We start from the raw sequence: 16,218 nt of genomic DNA, 5'->3' as shown, positions 1-16,218 counted from the left end.
ATTACCTCCTTACGGCGTTGGCTGGATGACATAGCCAAGAGCGTCCAGATTCGATCCGGCTGCTGCGACCGGAAATTTATTGTAGTTGACGATGACCGAGGCGCCCGAGGCATAGGTCGTTTCGAACACATTATCCGCAAGCATCCGATGGCCGACGATCTCCTTGGAGCCGATCGCCGCCAGCCCCTCGCTGTATTCGGCGTATACGGCCTTGATCTCGTCGGCGAGGACGGCGTACTGCATGGAGAAGTAGTCGCTGTACTCCGAGTTTTTGAGGACGTCGACGTTCTCCGCGCTGATCGTGAACTTCGGCAGGCTGCCGAGCTCGAACGCCTGCAGGAGGAAGTAATCGCTGCGATCCGCCGCAAGGTTCACGTCCAGCGTCGTATATTCCGTCAACCCGTTCATGACGAGCTGCCGGAACGGAATCGAGCTGTACATCGTCGCATAGCCGCTGCTCTCCCGGGAGATGTCGGAGGCATACGCCGCATACCCGATCCGGTCGATGGCCGGATTTTCGAGGATGAGCTTCTTGCGGGCGGACAGCTTCTTCAGGTTCTCCTCGACGATGCCGCGGCTGATGACCGGATCGACGATTTCACGCGGATTGTAGCTCGCATAGTAGGTCGAGCCCATGTCGCCGAGCGAGAGATTCGGATACGCCTGCGAGTCCTTGAGGAATTTGTCCACCGTGTCGCTCAAACGAAGCGGATGGAGCAGATAGCGGCCTCGGCTGTCCGGATCGAAATTGCCGAAGGCATAATTGTACTTGCGGATCTCGACCGGCTTGCCGTCGTATCCGTACAAGGCGTTGCTTTTCGGCCAGAAGCCTCCGCTCGTGTCCGCCACCCGCATCAGATCGGCGTGGAGGAACAGCGAGCCGTTCCCGCTCTCGACCTGCTTGCGCAGCGCCTCCAGCTCCTTCCTGCTGCCGTTCGCTCCGACCAGCTCCGCCTTGTTCCCGATCGTGTTGTCCATGCCTCCGTTGAAGACGCCCTTGTAGTTCACGACCGCGTTCACGTCCTGCAGATCCTTGACGATGTCCAGCAGCTGGCTGTATGTCGTCATGGAATACGGCTCGGTATACGGGACGCCGAGCCTCCTCTTCTCCAGCGTGACCGTTCCGATCACGTCCAGGAACAGCTTCGGCTCCGTCGAATAGGCCGGCTTCAGGCCGTAGGTGTCGATCAGATGCTGGCGATACGTCCGGGCCAGATCGTAATAGTCGACCTTCCCGGCGAACAGCTTGTAACGGACCGTGTAGTCGACCGGGATCAAGCCGGTGTCCGCCAGGAAGCGAGCCTCGTTGTCGCTGTAAGGCCCGAACACCTTCACCCGCGAATACTGCGTGGAGTCGAAGGAGCTGTACACCTTGTTGTACAGCGAGCCTCCCGCCGAAGCGTCCTTCGTGCCGAGCTGCACCTTCACGTAGCCGAGCTCCGCGCCTTTTTCGACGATGCCCAGATGTCCTTGGGATCTCCCGCGGAGATCGGTCGCGTACAGGCCGAACACCGGCATCGACAGCGTTTCGGGATATTCCGGCAGCTCGTATAACGTGTTGTAGTAGGTATTGTCGTACAGCGGACGCTCGTATTCCGGGAACTTGCCGTTGAACGTATTGATCTGGAACAGCGCGCCCGCCCCGTCCGGCACGACGATCTGCCCGTCCTCCGCCTTCTCGGCCGACACCAGTCCGAACGCAGGAAGCACGCTGATGTTCTGGATCGTGTAGAAGTCGTTGTCTCCCTCGATCGAGTAGGACGGCACGCGGACGACGAGATCGCCTCGATCGAGCTTCGCCTCCATCGTCACGACGAAGCGGGCCGGCTGCGCGATCGTGACCGAAATGCCATACTGCTGGCTGTCCGCCAGCAGCATCTCGGTCGTATAGCCGACCGCCTTGGAGAACTGGATCAGATCCTTCACGAGCGAGAGCGGCGGCAGCCCGGAAAACTTGAAGAAGTAGAGGCCGTTGTCCTCATCCCGCTGATACGCGATGGAGAGCGACTCTTCATGCTTTTTCGCCTGAGCCTCCGTCAGCTTTCCCTGGCTCACCGCCTGCTCCAGCTTTTCGAGGAAGAGCTTCTCGTAATGTTCGATCGAGATTTTCTGCGGCAGGTACTCCTGCAGGCGGTACGATTCCGATTCAAAAAAATCAAACACGATCTGCACGCCGCCGTCGATCCGGTTCAGCGTGTAGCGGCCGTTCTGGATCGCGTACTTGTACGCATCCCATTCGTACATCGCGCTGTCCTTGCCGAGGAACCGGATGAGGAGCGGGGATTTTTCGGCATCCCCGCTCTTGCCGTCCTCATACAGGCTGTTCCACGTCGCTCCGCTTTGCGCGTCCACGACTTTCAGATTCAGCGTGCGGGCGTCGAGGTACAGCTCCCTGCCTTCGTTTTGGGCCAGCAGCACCGTGCCGGCCCCCTTGTCGATCTCGCCCGTCGCGGGCGACAGTCCCGCCCGCTCGTATTCCGGCAGCGGCTGCCGTCCGATGCTGTAATGCTGGACGACGGAGGGGAGATAAGCGATCGCGGCGGACGCCAGCACGGCCAGCAGCGCGAGCGCCAGCGCCATCCGGCCCGCGGCCTTTTTTCGGAAGGACGCCGCTTCGCGCAAATCCTTCAGCATGTCGTCACCACCTCTTTGATAGCTCCAGGAACACGGCATAGACGAATCCGACGACTTTCCCGATCAGCGTGAAATAGAGCATCGACAGGAAAAGAATCAGAACCGCCGAGGCGCATGATGCGGCCAGCGTCACGATGTTGACGAGAGCCGAATATTCATGCGTGACGGTCAAGCCGCAGAACAGCAGGAACGCAAACCATACGGTCCCGATCGCCGTAAACGCCTGCAGCAGCCCCGCCTCCTCCTGCGTCACGACATTGCTCAGCGCGATGCCGGCGAGGTCGAACGCCAGCTTCGGCAGGAGCGCATAGCTGAGCACGATGTAGATGTCGCCGATCGTGCCGTTGCCGTCGAACAGCGTCGTCACGCTCCAATTGCTGAGCAGGAACAACAGGAACGGAAACAGCGTCGTCACGAAGAGGGCGATGCTGTTCATCTCGAACAGCGGGAAGTAGTTCAGGATGAAGCCGGTGTACTGATAGCTCAAGATGCCCGTCAAGCCGCAAAGGAGCATGATGATCGTCGCCAGCGCGAAATTCCGTTTGCCCAGGAACTTCACCTCGTAGAACCCGTCGAACGGATGGAAGAGCACGCGGAGCATAGACTTGCCGTCTTCGACAATTCCGGTCATAAGTCGCGATCCTGCCTTTCTTTCGAGAACATGATGGAGCCGACGCATCGATCAGCCGGTCTTTCGGTTGTACCGGTATTCCGAATAGAACAACAGGACCGCGAACGCGACGAACACGAGGACGAACCACAGGAAATGATGCTGGATGAACAGGTTGCGATACTCCGCGAACGCCTGCGAATAATAGCCGCGGCTGTTGCCGAGCTTCGTGTAGTACATCGCCTCGTCGAACTCGTCCTGCATCAGAAGGTTGCGGCCGACTCCCGTATAGGCGATGTCGTAGTTGGCGTTGCGCTCGAGCGTGTCCAGGTAGGCTCCGCCCGCCGCTTTCCAATTCCCGTTGAAATACTGCTTCTCCGCTTCCAGCGCGGCCGCTCCGAACTCCGTCGGCTGGAACACGGACGCGCTTCCGAATTGCCGGTCGAGCAGGATCAGCCGATCTCCGAACCAGGCGATCGAGGTCGGCTCCTTGACGTTCCCCTTCAGGTTGCCGATCGAGTTGAACACGTTCATGATGTCGCCCTCGAAGTTGTAAAGGAACACCCGGCCCATCGTCTTGTCCAGAAGCGCGTACACGCCGTAATCGGAAACGGCGATGTCGACGAACTGGCTTTCCTGGCCCGTGACCCGCGTCAGATCGCCCATGACGGGGAAATATCCGTTCTGGACGAGGATGTTCTCCCCCTTCGAGTTGAACCGGAACACTTTGTTCTGCGCGGACGGGTCGAACGTCGTCGCATAGATGAGTCCTTCCGCATCGATGCTGATGTTGTTGAAGGAAGGCGCGAACAGCTTTTTCATCTTTTCCTTCTGCTGGCTGGAGGCCAGCGACTTCCAGAAGAAGTCCGCCAGATCGACCCGCGGCTTGTTCAAGCCGAAATACCGGGAGAAGGACCCGTCGGGCTGGATCTCGATGATGCCTTCGTAGCTGCCCTGCACGACGACGCTGATTTTCCCGTTCTTGTCGACGACGAGCTTGGATGGCTTGAACAGGGTCGCTCCGACCATGTTCTCCGGCCTCTCGATCGTCCGCTTGAACGCATAGGTCATCCCGTCCAGGACGACGATCCGCTCCGCGCCCGTGTCCGCGATATACAGCTCCTCGGACGCCTCGCTGTAGAACACGCCCTCCGGATTCGTCAGCATCAGCTGCTTGCCGGTCGCTTCGCTCACCATGATCTTGCCGGCTCCGTCGCGGATGAGCTTGATCGACGCTGCGAAACGGAGCTGGGCATCAAAGACGCTGATGCGGCTTTCCGTCGCGTCCGCCACAAAGATCCGGTCTTCGGAGACGAAGACATCATCGAAGCTTCCGACCTTGATCGGCTCCATGTCCCGGCTGTCCAGCGTATCGACCAGCTCGAACGCCGGGGGACTTCGCTTGACGTTCCCCCAGGCGTCGTACGTGTAATTGCTTTCGAACGTCGTGGCGGCATGCGCGCTCGCCAGCGGCCAGATCAAGCAGAGCACGGCCGCGATGCCGGCCGCCCGCAACGTTTTCATCATCGCGGAACCCTCCTCTCCGTCGTTATTCCTTGATGCCTGCCGAGGCCATCGTCTGGATGACGTTGCTCTGCGAAAAGATGAAGACGGCCACCGGCACGACCAGCATGATCAGCGTCACGGCCGAGGCGACCCCCGTGCGGGCTACGCCGGCATTGACGATCTGCGCCAGCGCATAGCTGATCGGCTTCAGCTTCTCGCTGAAGATGAAGCCGCCGCCCGTCGTCCCCCAGAAGTTCTGGAACGAGAGGATGATGAGAGTGATCCAGGCCGCCTTGGACAGCGGCATCATGACTTTCCAAAAGATCGTGAACTCGCTCGCTCCGTCGATCTTGGCCGCCTCGATCAGCGCGTCGGGCACCTGGACCATGAAGTTCAGCATGAGGTACAGTCCGAGCGTCGAGCCGACCGAGGGCAGGATGACCGCCCAGTAGCTGTCGATCATATTCAGCTTCGACATGATGACGTAGTTCGGCAGCGCGGTGACGGTGCCGTTGAACATGAGGGAGTAGACGATCAGCTTCGACATCGTCTTCGAGCCGGGAAAGACGTATTTGGCCAGCGGAAAAGCCGCCATCGAGCCGATGATGACCGTGCCCGCCGTGCCGGCCGCCGTAAGGAACAGCGTATTGAACAGATAGCGGGACATCGGGATCCAGGAGTTGCCGATGATGATGAGCAGATCCTGGAAGTTCGTCAGCGTCGGGCTCAGCACGAACAGCTTCGGCGGGAAGAGGAAAATCTCGTTGAGCGGCTTGAACGCGTTGTTGAGGATGAACACAAGCGGCCAGACGCTGAACAGGCCGAACAGGCCGAGGAAAAACGTCAGGCTCATGTCGCCCAGGATGCTTCGGTTCCTTCGCCTGAACTTTCGCGACAAGTACGCTTTTTTGACCGCTGCAGGAACGACGCTCACCTAAACCCCTACCCTTCTCAAAGCTTTCTGCACGATGATGTTCGTGAAGACCATGATGAAGAACAGCACCGTCGCGATCGCCGAGGCGTAGCCCATCTCGTAGCGGATGAAGCCGTAGTCATGCAGATGCGTCAGGATCGTATGGCCCGAATACTCGACCGAAGGGAAGCCGGCGAGCTCGATCGACAGCTGCGACACCGACAGCGAACTGGTGATCTGCATGACGGCTCCGAACAGCAGCTGCGGCTTCATGGACGGCAGCGTGATGAACCAGAGCTCCTGCCACCGGTTGCGGATGCCGTCGATCTGTCCGGCCTCGTACAGCGTCCGGTCCACGTTTTGCAAGCCCGCGATGAACGCCAGGAAGCTCACGCCAAGGCTCAGCCACAGCTGGACCAGAATCAGGATCGGGAACACGTACTCCTTCTTGTCGAACCACAGGATCGGCTCGCTGATGAAGCCGAGCCGCAGCAGCCAGGCGTTGGAATAGCCGTACATGTCGGACGAGAAGATGAGCTTCCAGATCAGATAGGCGTTGCCCGAAATCGAAGGCGCGTAGAATACCAGCGTCATGACCGCGCGCACTTTCGGCGTCAGCTCGTTGATCAGCCAGGAGAAGACGAAGCACATGATATAGCTGATCGGCCCGGTGATGAGCGCGAAAAACAGCGTGTTCTTCACCGCGACCAGAAAGATTTCGTCGTTCACGAGCAAGTTGATGTAGTTCCCGAATCCGACGAACTTCGGCAGCTCGAGCATGTTGAACGAGGTGAAGCTGAGCACGATCGAAGTCAGGACGGGAATGACGGTGAACACGACAAAGATGACGGAGAACGGAAGCAGCAGCAAGTATTTCTCTTTATGTCTTTTCCAGACATGCGAGATCGACGTCTCGCTCTTGCGGGTCAGGATAGGTTCCCGGATCGAATTCCGACTCGTCTGCATACTCACCTTGCCCCTCTATCTGTGGAGAGCTTGAATTCCTTGCGCTTCTTCTCCAGCTCCCGATCGATCTGCTTGATGTTCATATACAGCGCCTCGCGCGGGTTCCGGCCGCTCGTCACGACCGAGCGGAACGCATAATCGATCGCCCGCGGCGTCATGTAGCCGCCCGGCACCTCGGGGAATCCGACGGTGTCCTCGAGCTGCCGCATCAATTGCTCCGCGTCCTTCGCCGCCCAGGGCAGCCGCTTCAGCACGTCGACGTTCGCAGTCGGGTACCTGGCGGCGGAGCCCATGACCGATTCAAGCGCATTGGCGTATTGAGCCTGCGTCTCCGTCTCGGCCCACCACTTCATGAATTCCCATGCCGCTTCCTTCTTGTCCGACGCCTCCATCATGACGCTGTCGATCGTCGTCGCCAGCGCGGCGCGGTTCACGCCGCCGCCGGCCTGCTCGACTCCCGGCAGCGGCGCGAACGACCATAAGCCGCGGATTTCCGGAGCGAACACCTCGAGCTGGTTGTAGGTGACGTACGGCGCGATCCCGACCGGCATCGATCCGGTGCGGAACCGGTTCGGGAAGTCGGCGGTGACAGGCAGGCGATAGCTCGTGAAGAAGCGGGTCAGCTGGTTGAACGCGCTCATCGCTTCATCGCTGGCCAGCCCGCTCTGGATGCCGTAATCGCTGCCGCTGCCTTGGTACAGGTCTCCGCCCGATTGGTACACGAGCGACGGATAAAGCTCCTGGCCGGAGATATAGAAGTCGTAGTTGTTGGCATGAAGGACGGAGATGACATGCTCGGCCTCGGCCCAGGTGCCGGGCGGCTGCAGGCCGAGCTGGTCGAGGATGTCCTTGCGGTAGAACATCATCAGGAACGTCGACTGCTCGGGAATTCCGTATACGCCGTCCCGGTACGATACCGTCCTCCACAGGCTTTCGTTGAAGCGGCCGCGGATGCCGTCAAAGCCGTCCAGCTTGGACAAGTCCGCGAGCGCGCTGCGCATCGCGAAGTTGACGACCGTCGCCTGCGGGATGGCGAGTGCGACGTCGGGGCCGTTGCCCGCCAGCGTCGCCGGCAGGATGACCTCCTCCGGGATCAGCTGCAGCTCGACGGGGATGTTCGACCTCGGCGTGAAGCTTTGATCGATCAGCGTCTTGATGACCTGGGCCTGATCCCGTCCCGCCGCGATCCACACCTTGATGGCGCCGTCCTGCTCGCCGCTGGACAGCGTCGTCTCATCGACGAAGAAGGTCGAGAAAAATCGGACCGCTCCGTAATAGGCGCGGACGAACGGATTCGGCTTGGCGGCCGGGAGCGGGGCGTCGGGCGCGGACAGCGTAAAGCTGTCGAGCTGCAGCGGCATCTCCGAGATCGAAGAGATCCAGGTGCCCATCGAGGAGATGTTGTTCTCCATCGTGGCCAGCTCCGTGATGACCGCTTCCGGATTTTGGCTCAGCCGCTCCGCCTGCACCTGCATTTTTTCAATCATCGCCGTCTTCTCGCCCTTTTCGCCGGTGATCCTCACCAGCTCGCGGACGACAGCCTGCAGCCGCTCGCTCTCCTCCTGCAGCGTCTGCGCGTAGCCGGGAATCTTTTTCGTGATCTCATAGTCGATGTACCGATCCGGCACGAGGCCGGTAATCTGGACCGTCTTGCGGTACAAGCCGTTCAGAGCGAGCACGCTCTTCTCGACTTCCGACAGCGGCATGGCAAAATCGCCCAGCACGACCTCCAGCGAGATCGTATTCTCGCCTTGCTTCAGCGGAATGAGGTATTCCTCGCCGCCGCTTCCCGGCACATAGTGGACGAACCCGGAATGGAAGGCGAACGGGATCGCTTCCGCCTCGCGGAAAGGGACTTCCCCGTTCACCTTCAGCTGCCGGTACGACATGACGCCGCGGTTCGTATTCTGCGCCCCGCGGAAGGAGATCCGGTACAGCCCCTCCTCCGGCGCCTCGATGCGCCAGGAGATGAAGTCGCCCGGCGTCCTCCAGCTCGTGCCGCCGATCGTGTTCAGCTTGATTTTATAGGGATGGTAGGGAACGGTGCTGGGATTGGCGTAGTCGGTGGCCAGCATGATGTCGACCGACGATTTCTCGATTCCGACCGTGCGGCCGTCGGTCCGTTCCGCCTGATAGACGAGGCTCGCTCCGTCATATACCTTGAGCTTCGATTGCCATTGCGCCAGCGCGTCCGCATAGGGCTTGATCTCAGGCGCCGCTCGCAGCGTGATGCCGCGGATCTCGATCGGCTCCTTGACGGATTCGAAGGAGAGGTCATGCGTACCCGCGCTCAAGTAAAAGGCATACGGCTCCAAGCCTCGCTTGCGCGAGTCGTTCAGATAGACCGTCATCGGCTCCGTCTTTTCGATCGCGTTGGGCCGAATTTCGTTCCCATCCTTCTGCGCGATGGCCGCGCTGCTGTCCCATACGCGATGGAAGACCAGCTGGTCCATGCCGGCGAACAGGCTTTTGCCGTCGATCCGCAGCTTGCGCTCGATCTTCGCGTTCGTTCCTGCGACAGGCGCATACGTGAGCGCGATATGGTAGAATCCCGCCTCCCGCACCGGCACGCTCCAGGTGATGCTGCCGTTCTCGCCAGCGATGGCCGCGCCGTCCCGGTAGCTTGCCTCCATGCCGTCCGAGGCGGTGAAGGAAGCGACATCCACCTCGATGGCCGAGGAAGCCATCTTCCCTGCATAACCGGCGCTCTCGAGGTAGGCGCGGTACGATTCCTCGAGATAGCCTTGCCGCTCTTGCGTTCCATCCGCCGTCAGCGCATTCACGCTGCCTGCTCCTGCCGCAGACAGGAGCAGGGCGAATGCCGGCAAGGCCAGCGCCGCGCACAACATCGTTCTTTTCATCTTGGACATACGCCTGGACCCTCCATTAAAGGGCTGCGGACGGCGGCCGCCGCCCGGCTGGGCGCCGCATCCGCAGCCCGCAGCGATTCGCGTCTGCTCCTTACTCGACCGTCACCGGAATGGTCAGCTCCGCCGCATTGCCGGCAAAGTCCTTCACCGAGAGCTTCACGTCATAGGTGCCCGGCGTCGTCACATCGAGGCTTCCGATGTCCGCGGCAATCTGGCCCTTCAGATCGAAGCCGTCCTTGTCGACCGCCTGATCCACGAAGTCCGCTCCCCAGTTGATGGCCGAGGCGTCTTCATCCACCTTCACCTTGCGGTATTCCGCTTTTGCGGCGAGGGTCGGCGGCTTTTTGTTGTTCGGATCGTAGACGATGACGGCAAAGGCTCCTTTGCCTTCGTTGCCGGCGGCATCCTTGGCGGAAAGCGCAAGGCCTCCGTCATAGCTTCCGACCGTATCGAACTTCGTCTTGGAGACGTCGACCGCGACGCTTGCAAACGGAATCTCGCCGTCAATGCCGTCCGCCGCCTTGACGAACGCATCCCATTTGATCGTCGACGGATCCGTGCCGGCCGGAATCGCGATCGGCGTGCCGGTCGCCGTAAAGGCAGGCGGCATGTTGTCCTTCGATTCGCCGGAGCTGATCGTCTTTTCAACCGCAGCCATCGCGTCTACGATGACGTTTTTCTGCGCGTCGATCGCGCCGGCATATTTCGGAGAGCCGTTCAGTCCGTACAAGGAATTGCCGAGGATGACGTCCGTCCATATGTTGCTCCATGGCATGATCGACGCATATTCGTTCGGGCTGCTGCCGGAGATGGCTGTGAACGCTTCCAAAACGGCGTCTCCATATTGCTCGTTCGTGACGTCGAAGCCGTAGTTGATCGCCGTGCTCTTCGCTTGCTTGCTGAAGAAGTCCAGCGCCTTGTCGCTGCTCGCCAGCGTCTTGTAGACGGTCGACCAATAAGTCTTGTAGGCCTTCAGCGCAAGCTCCGTCTTCTCTTTGGAGACGCCCTTCAGGACGGCGAACTGATTGTTCGGGAAAATGACCTGGCCATACTTCGGATCGTCGGCCGCGATGCCGTCCGGTCTCGGGAACGGCACGACGCCCATCGACTCGCCGCGGGACGCCAGCGTCTGGCCCGCTCCGTTCGACAGCCACGGCACCATGTTGGTGAACACGGTCTCTCCGTTGCCGAAATCGCTGCCGTTCCAGGTCCAGCCCGGAACGGAGGAGTCGTCGCCGTATCGGGACGTCATCATCAGGCTTTTCGACATCAGCCGATCGAGATAGGCTACCGCCTCCTTGGCTTCCGCCGAATCCGCCGTCAGCCCGTCGGCTCCGTACACCGCTCCGCCGTTGGCGTGGATCGCCTGGAACGCCGTATAGCGGTAGTCGGTCTGGAACGGCTTGATCGGCACGTCCGTCCGCACCGGCGACTTTTTGTTCGCGTAATACTCGTTGACCTTGGACAGGTAGCTCTCGAAGGCCGACCAGGTCCATTTGCCTTGCTTCCACAGATCATGCGGATAGACCGTCTTGCCGTTTTCCTTGAGCGCGTCGACCTTGTCGAGGTACGAGATGTTGTAGACGAGCGGCCAGGCGTTGACGAAGTCGAGGATGTAGTTCAGGAAATATTTGTTGCCGAACATCTTTTCGCCGAGCATCCAGGCGTCGTCCGGATCGCTGAAGATGCTCTCGTACTCGTCCAGCGGCTGGAAGATGTTCTGCCCGATGAGCGTTCCTTGCGAGCCGCCCCACAGCAGCGCCAGGTCGACGAGCGGAGCATTCGCGAGCACCGACTTCAGCAGCGACTCCCGCAGGTCGGTCGGGTATTGCAGCCATTTGATCTCGACGTTGAGCTCGCTGAGCACCGCCTCCTGGGCTTTCTGGCGGGCGAGCAGCTGCTCCGGCGACATGCCCGGCTCGCCGGTCACAGGATCCTTCCAGCTCGGGTCGTCTCCCGCCTGCCAGTGGGTGCCGAATACGATGACGGTCGGCTCTCCCTTGCCGCCTCCTCCGCTCGGCTGCGGCTCCTCCTTGCTTTGCGCCGCTTCGTTTTTAGCCGGAGCTTCCGCTGCCGGATCTCCGTTCGAATTCTCGCAGCCGATCAAGACGGTGAAAAACATCGCGATGGCCATGAACATCGCAGGCAGCCTTTTCGATTGGATTGCCATGTTCGATCCTCCCCATTTGGTTTGCGCCTTCAGCTTTGCCAAAATCCGGCCGTTCGTGCCTGGACGACGAATGTCGTAACCGATTCCGGCGGCAGGACATAGTTCCCGAGCGAGCTCACCTCCTTCACGAGGCCGAGGTCGCGAGCCTCCGACGTTTCGTAGATCTCCGCCTTTTTGCCATGAAGCCCGGCGAACGAGACCGGCTTCTCCTGCTTCCCGGCATTGACCGCCACGATGACGGTCCGGTCCTGGTCCGGACTGACATAAGCGGAGGCCAGCACGTCGCTGTCCTCGCTCGCGGCCCCGATCCGGGTCGAGCCCGGCTGGATGAACCGCGAATAATTGCCGAAGCTCCACATCCGCTTCGCGGCGCCGAACTGCCTCGTGGACGGATCGACGTACACCAGGGCGTCGCGATAGTCGCCCTTGGCGACGGCCAGCCACTGCTCCCAGGTGGATACCGACAGGATCGTCATATCCTCATGGATCGTCCTCGCCAGCACGAGAGCCGCCTCCATGCCCGCCGCGTTGCCGTCCACCATCTCGCACCATTCGGTCTGATGCAGCGGGAGCAGGTCGTCGAACTGCGAGAAATACTCGGCCGCGATCTTCTTGTCCTTCACGCTCGACCAGTAGGAATGCACGGCGTAGGCGTCGATCGCGCGGGACAGCACCTCGTCGCCCATGATCCGCTTATACATCGCGAGCGTGTACTCCGGGTCGTTCCAGGTGCCCGACTCGGCGACCAGCAGCTTGACGGGGAGCTTTCTCGCCTCCAGCTCCAGCGCCACCTTGCGGGACAGGCGGATCACTTGCTCCGGCTCGTAATGGCAGCCCTCCTGCCCTCCCTTCCAGTCCCACTGCGGCTCATTGATCGGGCTCAAGTATTTGACCGGTAATCCTTCGCGGACGATCAGCTCCGTGATGTCCACGAGATACTTGGCGAACGCCTCCTCGTTCTCCGGAGGGAGATTCGGCTTGCCCGACGGCTCTCCGGAGGAATAGCCCGATGCGGTCAGCCTGGCGGGCGGACTGTTGGCGAACAGCACGATGTCCGCTCCGCGCTTGGCCGCCTCCTTCATCGCCTGGACCGCGTTCCGGTCCCGGTCGAGGTCATAGACGCCGGGGGATACCTCCACCGTCATCGTCGTCCGCCACGGATCGGTTGCGATCGTCGGCTTGCCGGCTCCGATGTTGTAGCGGTAGATGTCGAGCCCGATGCCCTGCTTGTCGTCGTACAGCAGGTCCATGATCGCATCCAGATGCTTCCAGCCGCCGACCTCCTGCGCCCACCACGCTCCGGAGGCTCCGAATCCGTCGATCGTCTGGTAAGCCGTGTCGTAGTCCAGCTGAATCCGTTTGCCCATGAGCGCTTCCCCTTTCCCTGGCTCCTCATCCGCGCCGTGCTTTGGCGACAGCGGCATCGCGAGGAGCAGAATCAAGATGCCGCATGCCGCCAGACCTGCCAATCCGGCCAGAACGATCCTCTTTGACCTGTTCCGCATCGCTTCTCCCCCTATCCTGGACGCTGCCGTCATCGACGTATGGACTATGATGAAACGGGTTACATAAATCGACAGCCCCGCTCGCCTCCACCCCCGTCCAGCCTATACCGGGCGGAACGACAGCTCCTCCAGCACGGACGGCGCTTCGCCGTCGACCGCCTCCAGCAGGAGCGCCAGCTGGCCGGCCTCCTCCCGGAACCACGGCCCCGGCACATAAAACGAATCCTGGCTCCCGCCCGTGAAGAAGGGACGAGAACGGCTGCCTTGCAGCCAGATGCGGCCGACCAGACGCCCGTTGAACAGCGCCGTCAGCTTGAGATTCGAGCCTTTCGCCTGAACCCGCCAGCCTTTGCCGTCATTCGAATGGCCGACGGCTCCGATCAGCCAGCCCATGTCTCCGGCCTCCAGCTGGACGGGCAGCCGGACGTTTGCCGCTTCCTGCAGCGACTGGGCGTGGGCATGCAGCTGCTCTTCCTCGCCGGAGAAGATTTCCCATCGGTTGGCTGCGACGCCCTCGTACAGCGTCACTTTGCCGGCGGCGGGCCCAGGCTGCCTCTCCATGAATACCGCGAGCTGAACCGGCTCTCCAGGCTGGACAAAAGCGGAGAGATCGACGTATGGATCGCCCGGATGAACCGGGCCGGCGTCCTTTCCGTCGACGAAGACATGGACCGATGCCTGCAGACCGTCGAAATGCAGCGTCCAGCAATTTGCGTCGCTCGCCGCTTGAAAGCGGTTACGATAATACTCGAGAGCGGGTCTCGCGGACGACAGCCAGCCTCCGAAGCTGACGATCGGCCATAACGCTTCGTCGGCCGTCCTGCCGATCCATTCCTCCTTCGGCTCGCGGTCCGTGGCGGCCTTCACCCGCCAGTTTCCCGTCAGAGGGATGACTTTCGTGACGGTGGCGAGCCCCGTCAATCCTTTGCCGGCGTGCAGCCGTAGTCCAGGAAGACGGATATCGTCGAAATTGCTATGCCCCCAGATCTCCGCCCGCACCGTAATCGGAATCGGACCGTCCGTCGCCGGATCTGCGAACGGAACGTATCGGCTCGATCCTCCAGGAACGATCGTGGCCAAGTACCGCTTGCCCGCATAAAGGGACAGGACGTCGCTTCCGTTGCGCACGAGCAGCCCCTGCGGCTCCGCGGCTGGCGGCGGCTCCGTCTCCGCGACGTACCAGCCGTAGCCTCGTTGGATTCCGTACGACTCCAGATATCCGGCCCCGCCGGCCGAGAAGCCGTGGCGGCGCGATGTCGATAGCGGGCGATCCGCCTCCACGGGCGAGAACGTCCACGGAATGTCAAGCTCGACGGCTTCCTTTCGATAGTCCGGCATTTCCCCGAACCGCAGCTCGCCGTCTTCTCCAATCTCCTCCAGCAGCAAGGCGCGGGAGCGGTCCATCGCGATCAGCTCCAGCACGGAGCCGTCCGGGAGCGCGATCCTGCACGCCGCGTCCTCGCTCGAATCGAAGGTCAGCATGAGCGCTCCAGCCGTTTCATCCGCGTCCATGCCCGACGTCTCCAGCACCGTCGCTCCCTCGATTTTCAGCGCGATCTCGCCCTGGCCTTCCGCGTGGAAAGCGAGGACCGTCTTTGAGCCGAGCTTGCGGCAGCTCCACAGCTCCGCCGTCGCATGCAGCAGCGTGCCCTCGATTCCCCAGGCGCGAAGCGGCACGCCTACCGGCAGCGCCAAGGAGCGCCAGCGCTCCAGCCGGAGCGTCGACCGCTGCGGAATCCGCGTCCCGGCGATCTCCAGCACGACAGCCGCCGTTTCTTCCGCGACGTTGGAGACGAAGCCGAGATAGCCGCCGTCCCGCAGCTTAAGCGCTCTCGAGCCGGCCGCCGCTCCTTCCGGAGCCGCCAAGGTCCGCATCATCCCCTGCCCCGCAGGCGCCGCTTCCGCCAGCGTCGCGCCATAGGCCGCCATCAAGCGGCCGAGCAGCCTGCCCTCGTACGCCTCGGGACGGATATGCCCTTCCGGAGAGATCATGCCGCCGAAGTCATAGTCCGAGGTTAGGAAAGCAAGCGGCTTGCCCCAGTTGTTCGTCGCGTTGGTGAATCCGAAATCCGTCCCTGACACCTGCAAATAAGGGCCGAGCAGCTTCGCGCCGCAGGACAGCAGCCGCCGGAGCAGGAAGTGGGAGCGGTTCGTCTCCGTCACCAGCAGCGGCAGTCCCTTCCCGGCGAGCAGCTCCTGATAGCGGCCGACCTTCTCCTCGAACGCAGGGTCGCGGTCGTTCGGATAGAAGTTGCAGGTCGGCACGACTCCATCCGCGAAGCCCGACGCCTCCATCAGGCCGCCCTGCCCCGCGCAGGCGATCAGCGGCACGGCGATGCCCCGCTCGAGGGCCATCTCGCGCAAGGTGGAGATGTAGCCGCGAGGGTCCTTGCAGCCGTAGAAGTCCAGCTCGTTGTCCAGCTGCACGGCGACGATCGTGCCGCCGCTGCCGATCTCATAAGCTTTCAATACGGGGAGGATGCGGTCGAACCACTTCGCCGTCGCTGCGAGGAAAAGCGGATCGTTGTCCCTCAGCCTCATGCCTTCGACGGCGGACAGATAGGCAGGCAGCGCCCCTCCATCCCACTCCGAGCAGATATAGGGACCCGGCCTGGCGACGACGAACAGTCCAGTTTCATGGGCTTCCTGCAAGAAGGCGCGGACATCCTTCTCGCCGGCAAAATCCCATTGCCCTTCCTCCGGCTCATGGTAATTCCACGGGAAGTAGACATCGATCGCGTTGTAGCCGAATGCCTTCAGCTGGAGCATCCTTTCCCGCCATAAGGCTCGCGGTATGCGGAAGTAAAACAGCGAGGCGCAAAGGAGCAGCTCGGACTTTCCCTGGATGCGGACTTCATTTGCCGCCAGACTGACGGGAGCTGCGGCGAGGGCGGGCGATTTCATCATCGGTTCATCCTCCATAGTCAGACTATGAAACGGGTTTCACTAAAGATTAGAACGAATTGCTTCCCATCGGAATCAAGCCAGGAGCAGAAACGGTACAGCCTCGTTGAAATAGATCCGATGCTTTTTCCTTCACAGGA

At 61.3% G+C, this 16,218-nt stretch carries 9 protein-coding genes; all 9 read right to left on the bottom strand.

Translation table 11 applies throughout. From position 1 onward, the window contains the following. Window positions 1-9: 9 nt before the first annotated feature. Entirely contained in the window at window positions 10-2,634 is a 2,625-nt protein-coding gene (locus H582_RS0104870; RefSeq protein ID WP_028597628.1) for a DUF5696 domain-containing protein, read from the bottom strand. A gap of 4 nt (window positions 2,635-2,638) precedes the next feature. After that, window positions 2,639-3,265, bottom strand: a complete 627-nt coding sequence (locus H582_RS0104865; RefSeq protein ID WP_028597627.1) for a YIP1 family protein — start codon at window positions 3,263-3,265, stop codon at window positions 2,639-2,641. A gap of 51 nt (window positions 3,266-3,316) precedes the next feature. Next, on the bottom strand, window positions 3,317-4,771 hold the full coding sequence (locus tag H582_RS0104860) for an NHL repeat-containing protein (protein WP_028597626.1): 1,455 nt from the start codon (window positions 4,769-4,771) through the stop codon (window positions 3,317-3,319). A 22-nt stretch (window positions 4,772-4,793) separates the two neighbouring features. Beyond that, complete coding sequence (locus tag H582_RS0104855; RefSeq protein ID WP_228551605.1) at window positions 4,794-5,684, bottom strand: carbohydrate ABC transporter permease; 891 nt, start codon at window positions 5,682-5,684, stop codon at window positions 4,794-4,796. Beyond that, window positions 5,685-6,635 (bottom strand): carbohydrate ABC transporter permease, encoded by a 951-nt coding sequence (locus tag H582_RS0104850; RefSeq protein ID WP_164820091.1) that lies wholly within the window; start codon window positions 6,633-6,635, stop codon window positions 5,685-5,687. It lies immediately after the preceding gene. After that, the gene (locus H582_RS0104845; RefSeq protein ID WP_164820092.1) at window positions 6,632-9,490 is read right to left on the bottom strand and encodes an extracellular solute-binding protein; all 2,859 of its coding nucleotides are present in this window, start codon (window positions 9,488-9,490) and stop codon (window positions 6,632-6,634) included. Before H582_RS0104845 ends, H582_RS0104850 begins: the two co-directional genes overlap by 4 nt. A 100-nt stretch (window positions 9,491-9,590) precedes the next feature. Continuing rightward, window positions 9,591-11,669 carry a hypothetical protein gene (locus tag H582_RS0104840; protein ID WP_028597622.1) on the bottom strand — a complete coding sequence of 693 codons (2,079 nt, stop codon included), beginning with the start codon at window positions 11,667-11,669 and terminating at the stop codon, window positions 9,591-9,593. 29 nt (window positions 11,670-11,698) lie between these two features. Further along, the gene (locus H582_RS26025; RefSeq protein ID WP_052332970.1) at window positions 11,699-13,036 is read right to left on the bottom strand and encodes a glycoside hydrolase family 30 protein; all 1,338 of its coding nucleotides are present in this window, start codon (window positions 13,034-13,036) and stop codon (window positions 11,699-11,701) included. A gap of 240 nt (window positions 13,037-13,276) precedes the next feature. After that, complete coding sequence (locus tag H582_RS26020) at window positions 13,277-16,081, bottom strand: beta-galactosidase (protein WP_052332969.1); 2,805 nt, start codon at window positions 16,079-16,081, stop codon at window positions 13,277-13,279. Window positions 16,082-16,218 lie beyond the last annotated feature (137 nt).

This window comes from Paenibacillus pasadenensis DSM 19293, assembly GCF_000422485.1.
In the GTDB taxonomy this organism is placed as follows: Bacteria; Bacillota; Bacilli; order Paenibacillales; family Paenibacillaceae; genus Paenibacillus_O; species Paenibacillus_O pasadenensis.
The sequence above is the reverse complement of the archived record's forward strand: the minus strand, read 5'-3'. Positions and strand labels throughout refer to the sequence as shown.

Bases quoted from the DNA above. Each gene is read 5' to 3' on its own strand.
- H582_RS0104870 (WP_028597628.1), bottom strand. From the start codon at position 2,634: ATGCTGAAGGATTTGCGCGAAGCGGCGTCCTTCCGAAAAAAGGCCGCG.
- H582_RS0104865 (WP_028597627.1), bottom strand. From the start codon at position 3,265: ATGACCGGAATTGTCGAAGACGGCAAGTCTATGCTCCGCGTGCTCTTC.
- H582_RS0104860 (WP_028597626.1), bottom strand. From the start codon at position 4,771: ATGATGAAAACGTTGCGGGCGGCCGGCATCGCGGCCGTGCTCTGCTTG.
- H582_RS0104845 (WP_164820092.1), bottom strand. From the start codon at position 9,490: ATGAAAAGAACGATGTTGTGCGCGGCGCTGGCCTTGCCGGCATTCGCC.
- H582_RS0104840 (WP_028597622.1), bottom strand. From the start codon at position 11,669: ATGGCAATCCAATCGAAAAGGCTGCCTGCGATGTTCATGGCCATCGCG.
- H582_RS26025 (WP_052332970.1), bottom strand. From the start codon at position 13,036: ATGGGCAAACGGATTCAGCTGGACTACGACACGGCTTACCAGACGATC.
- H582_RS26020 (WP_052332969.1), bottom strand. From the start codon at position 16,081: ATGATGAAATCGCCCGCCCTCGCCGCAGCTCCCGTCAGTCTGGCGGCA.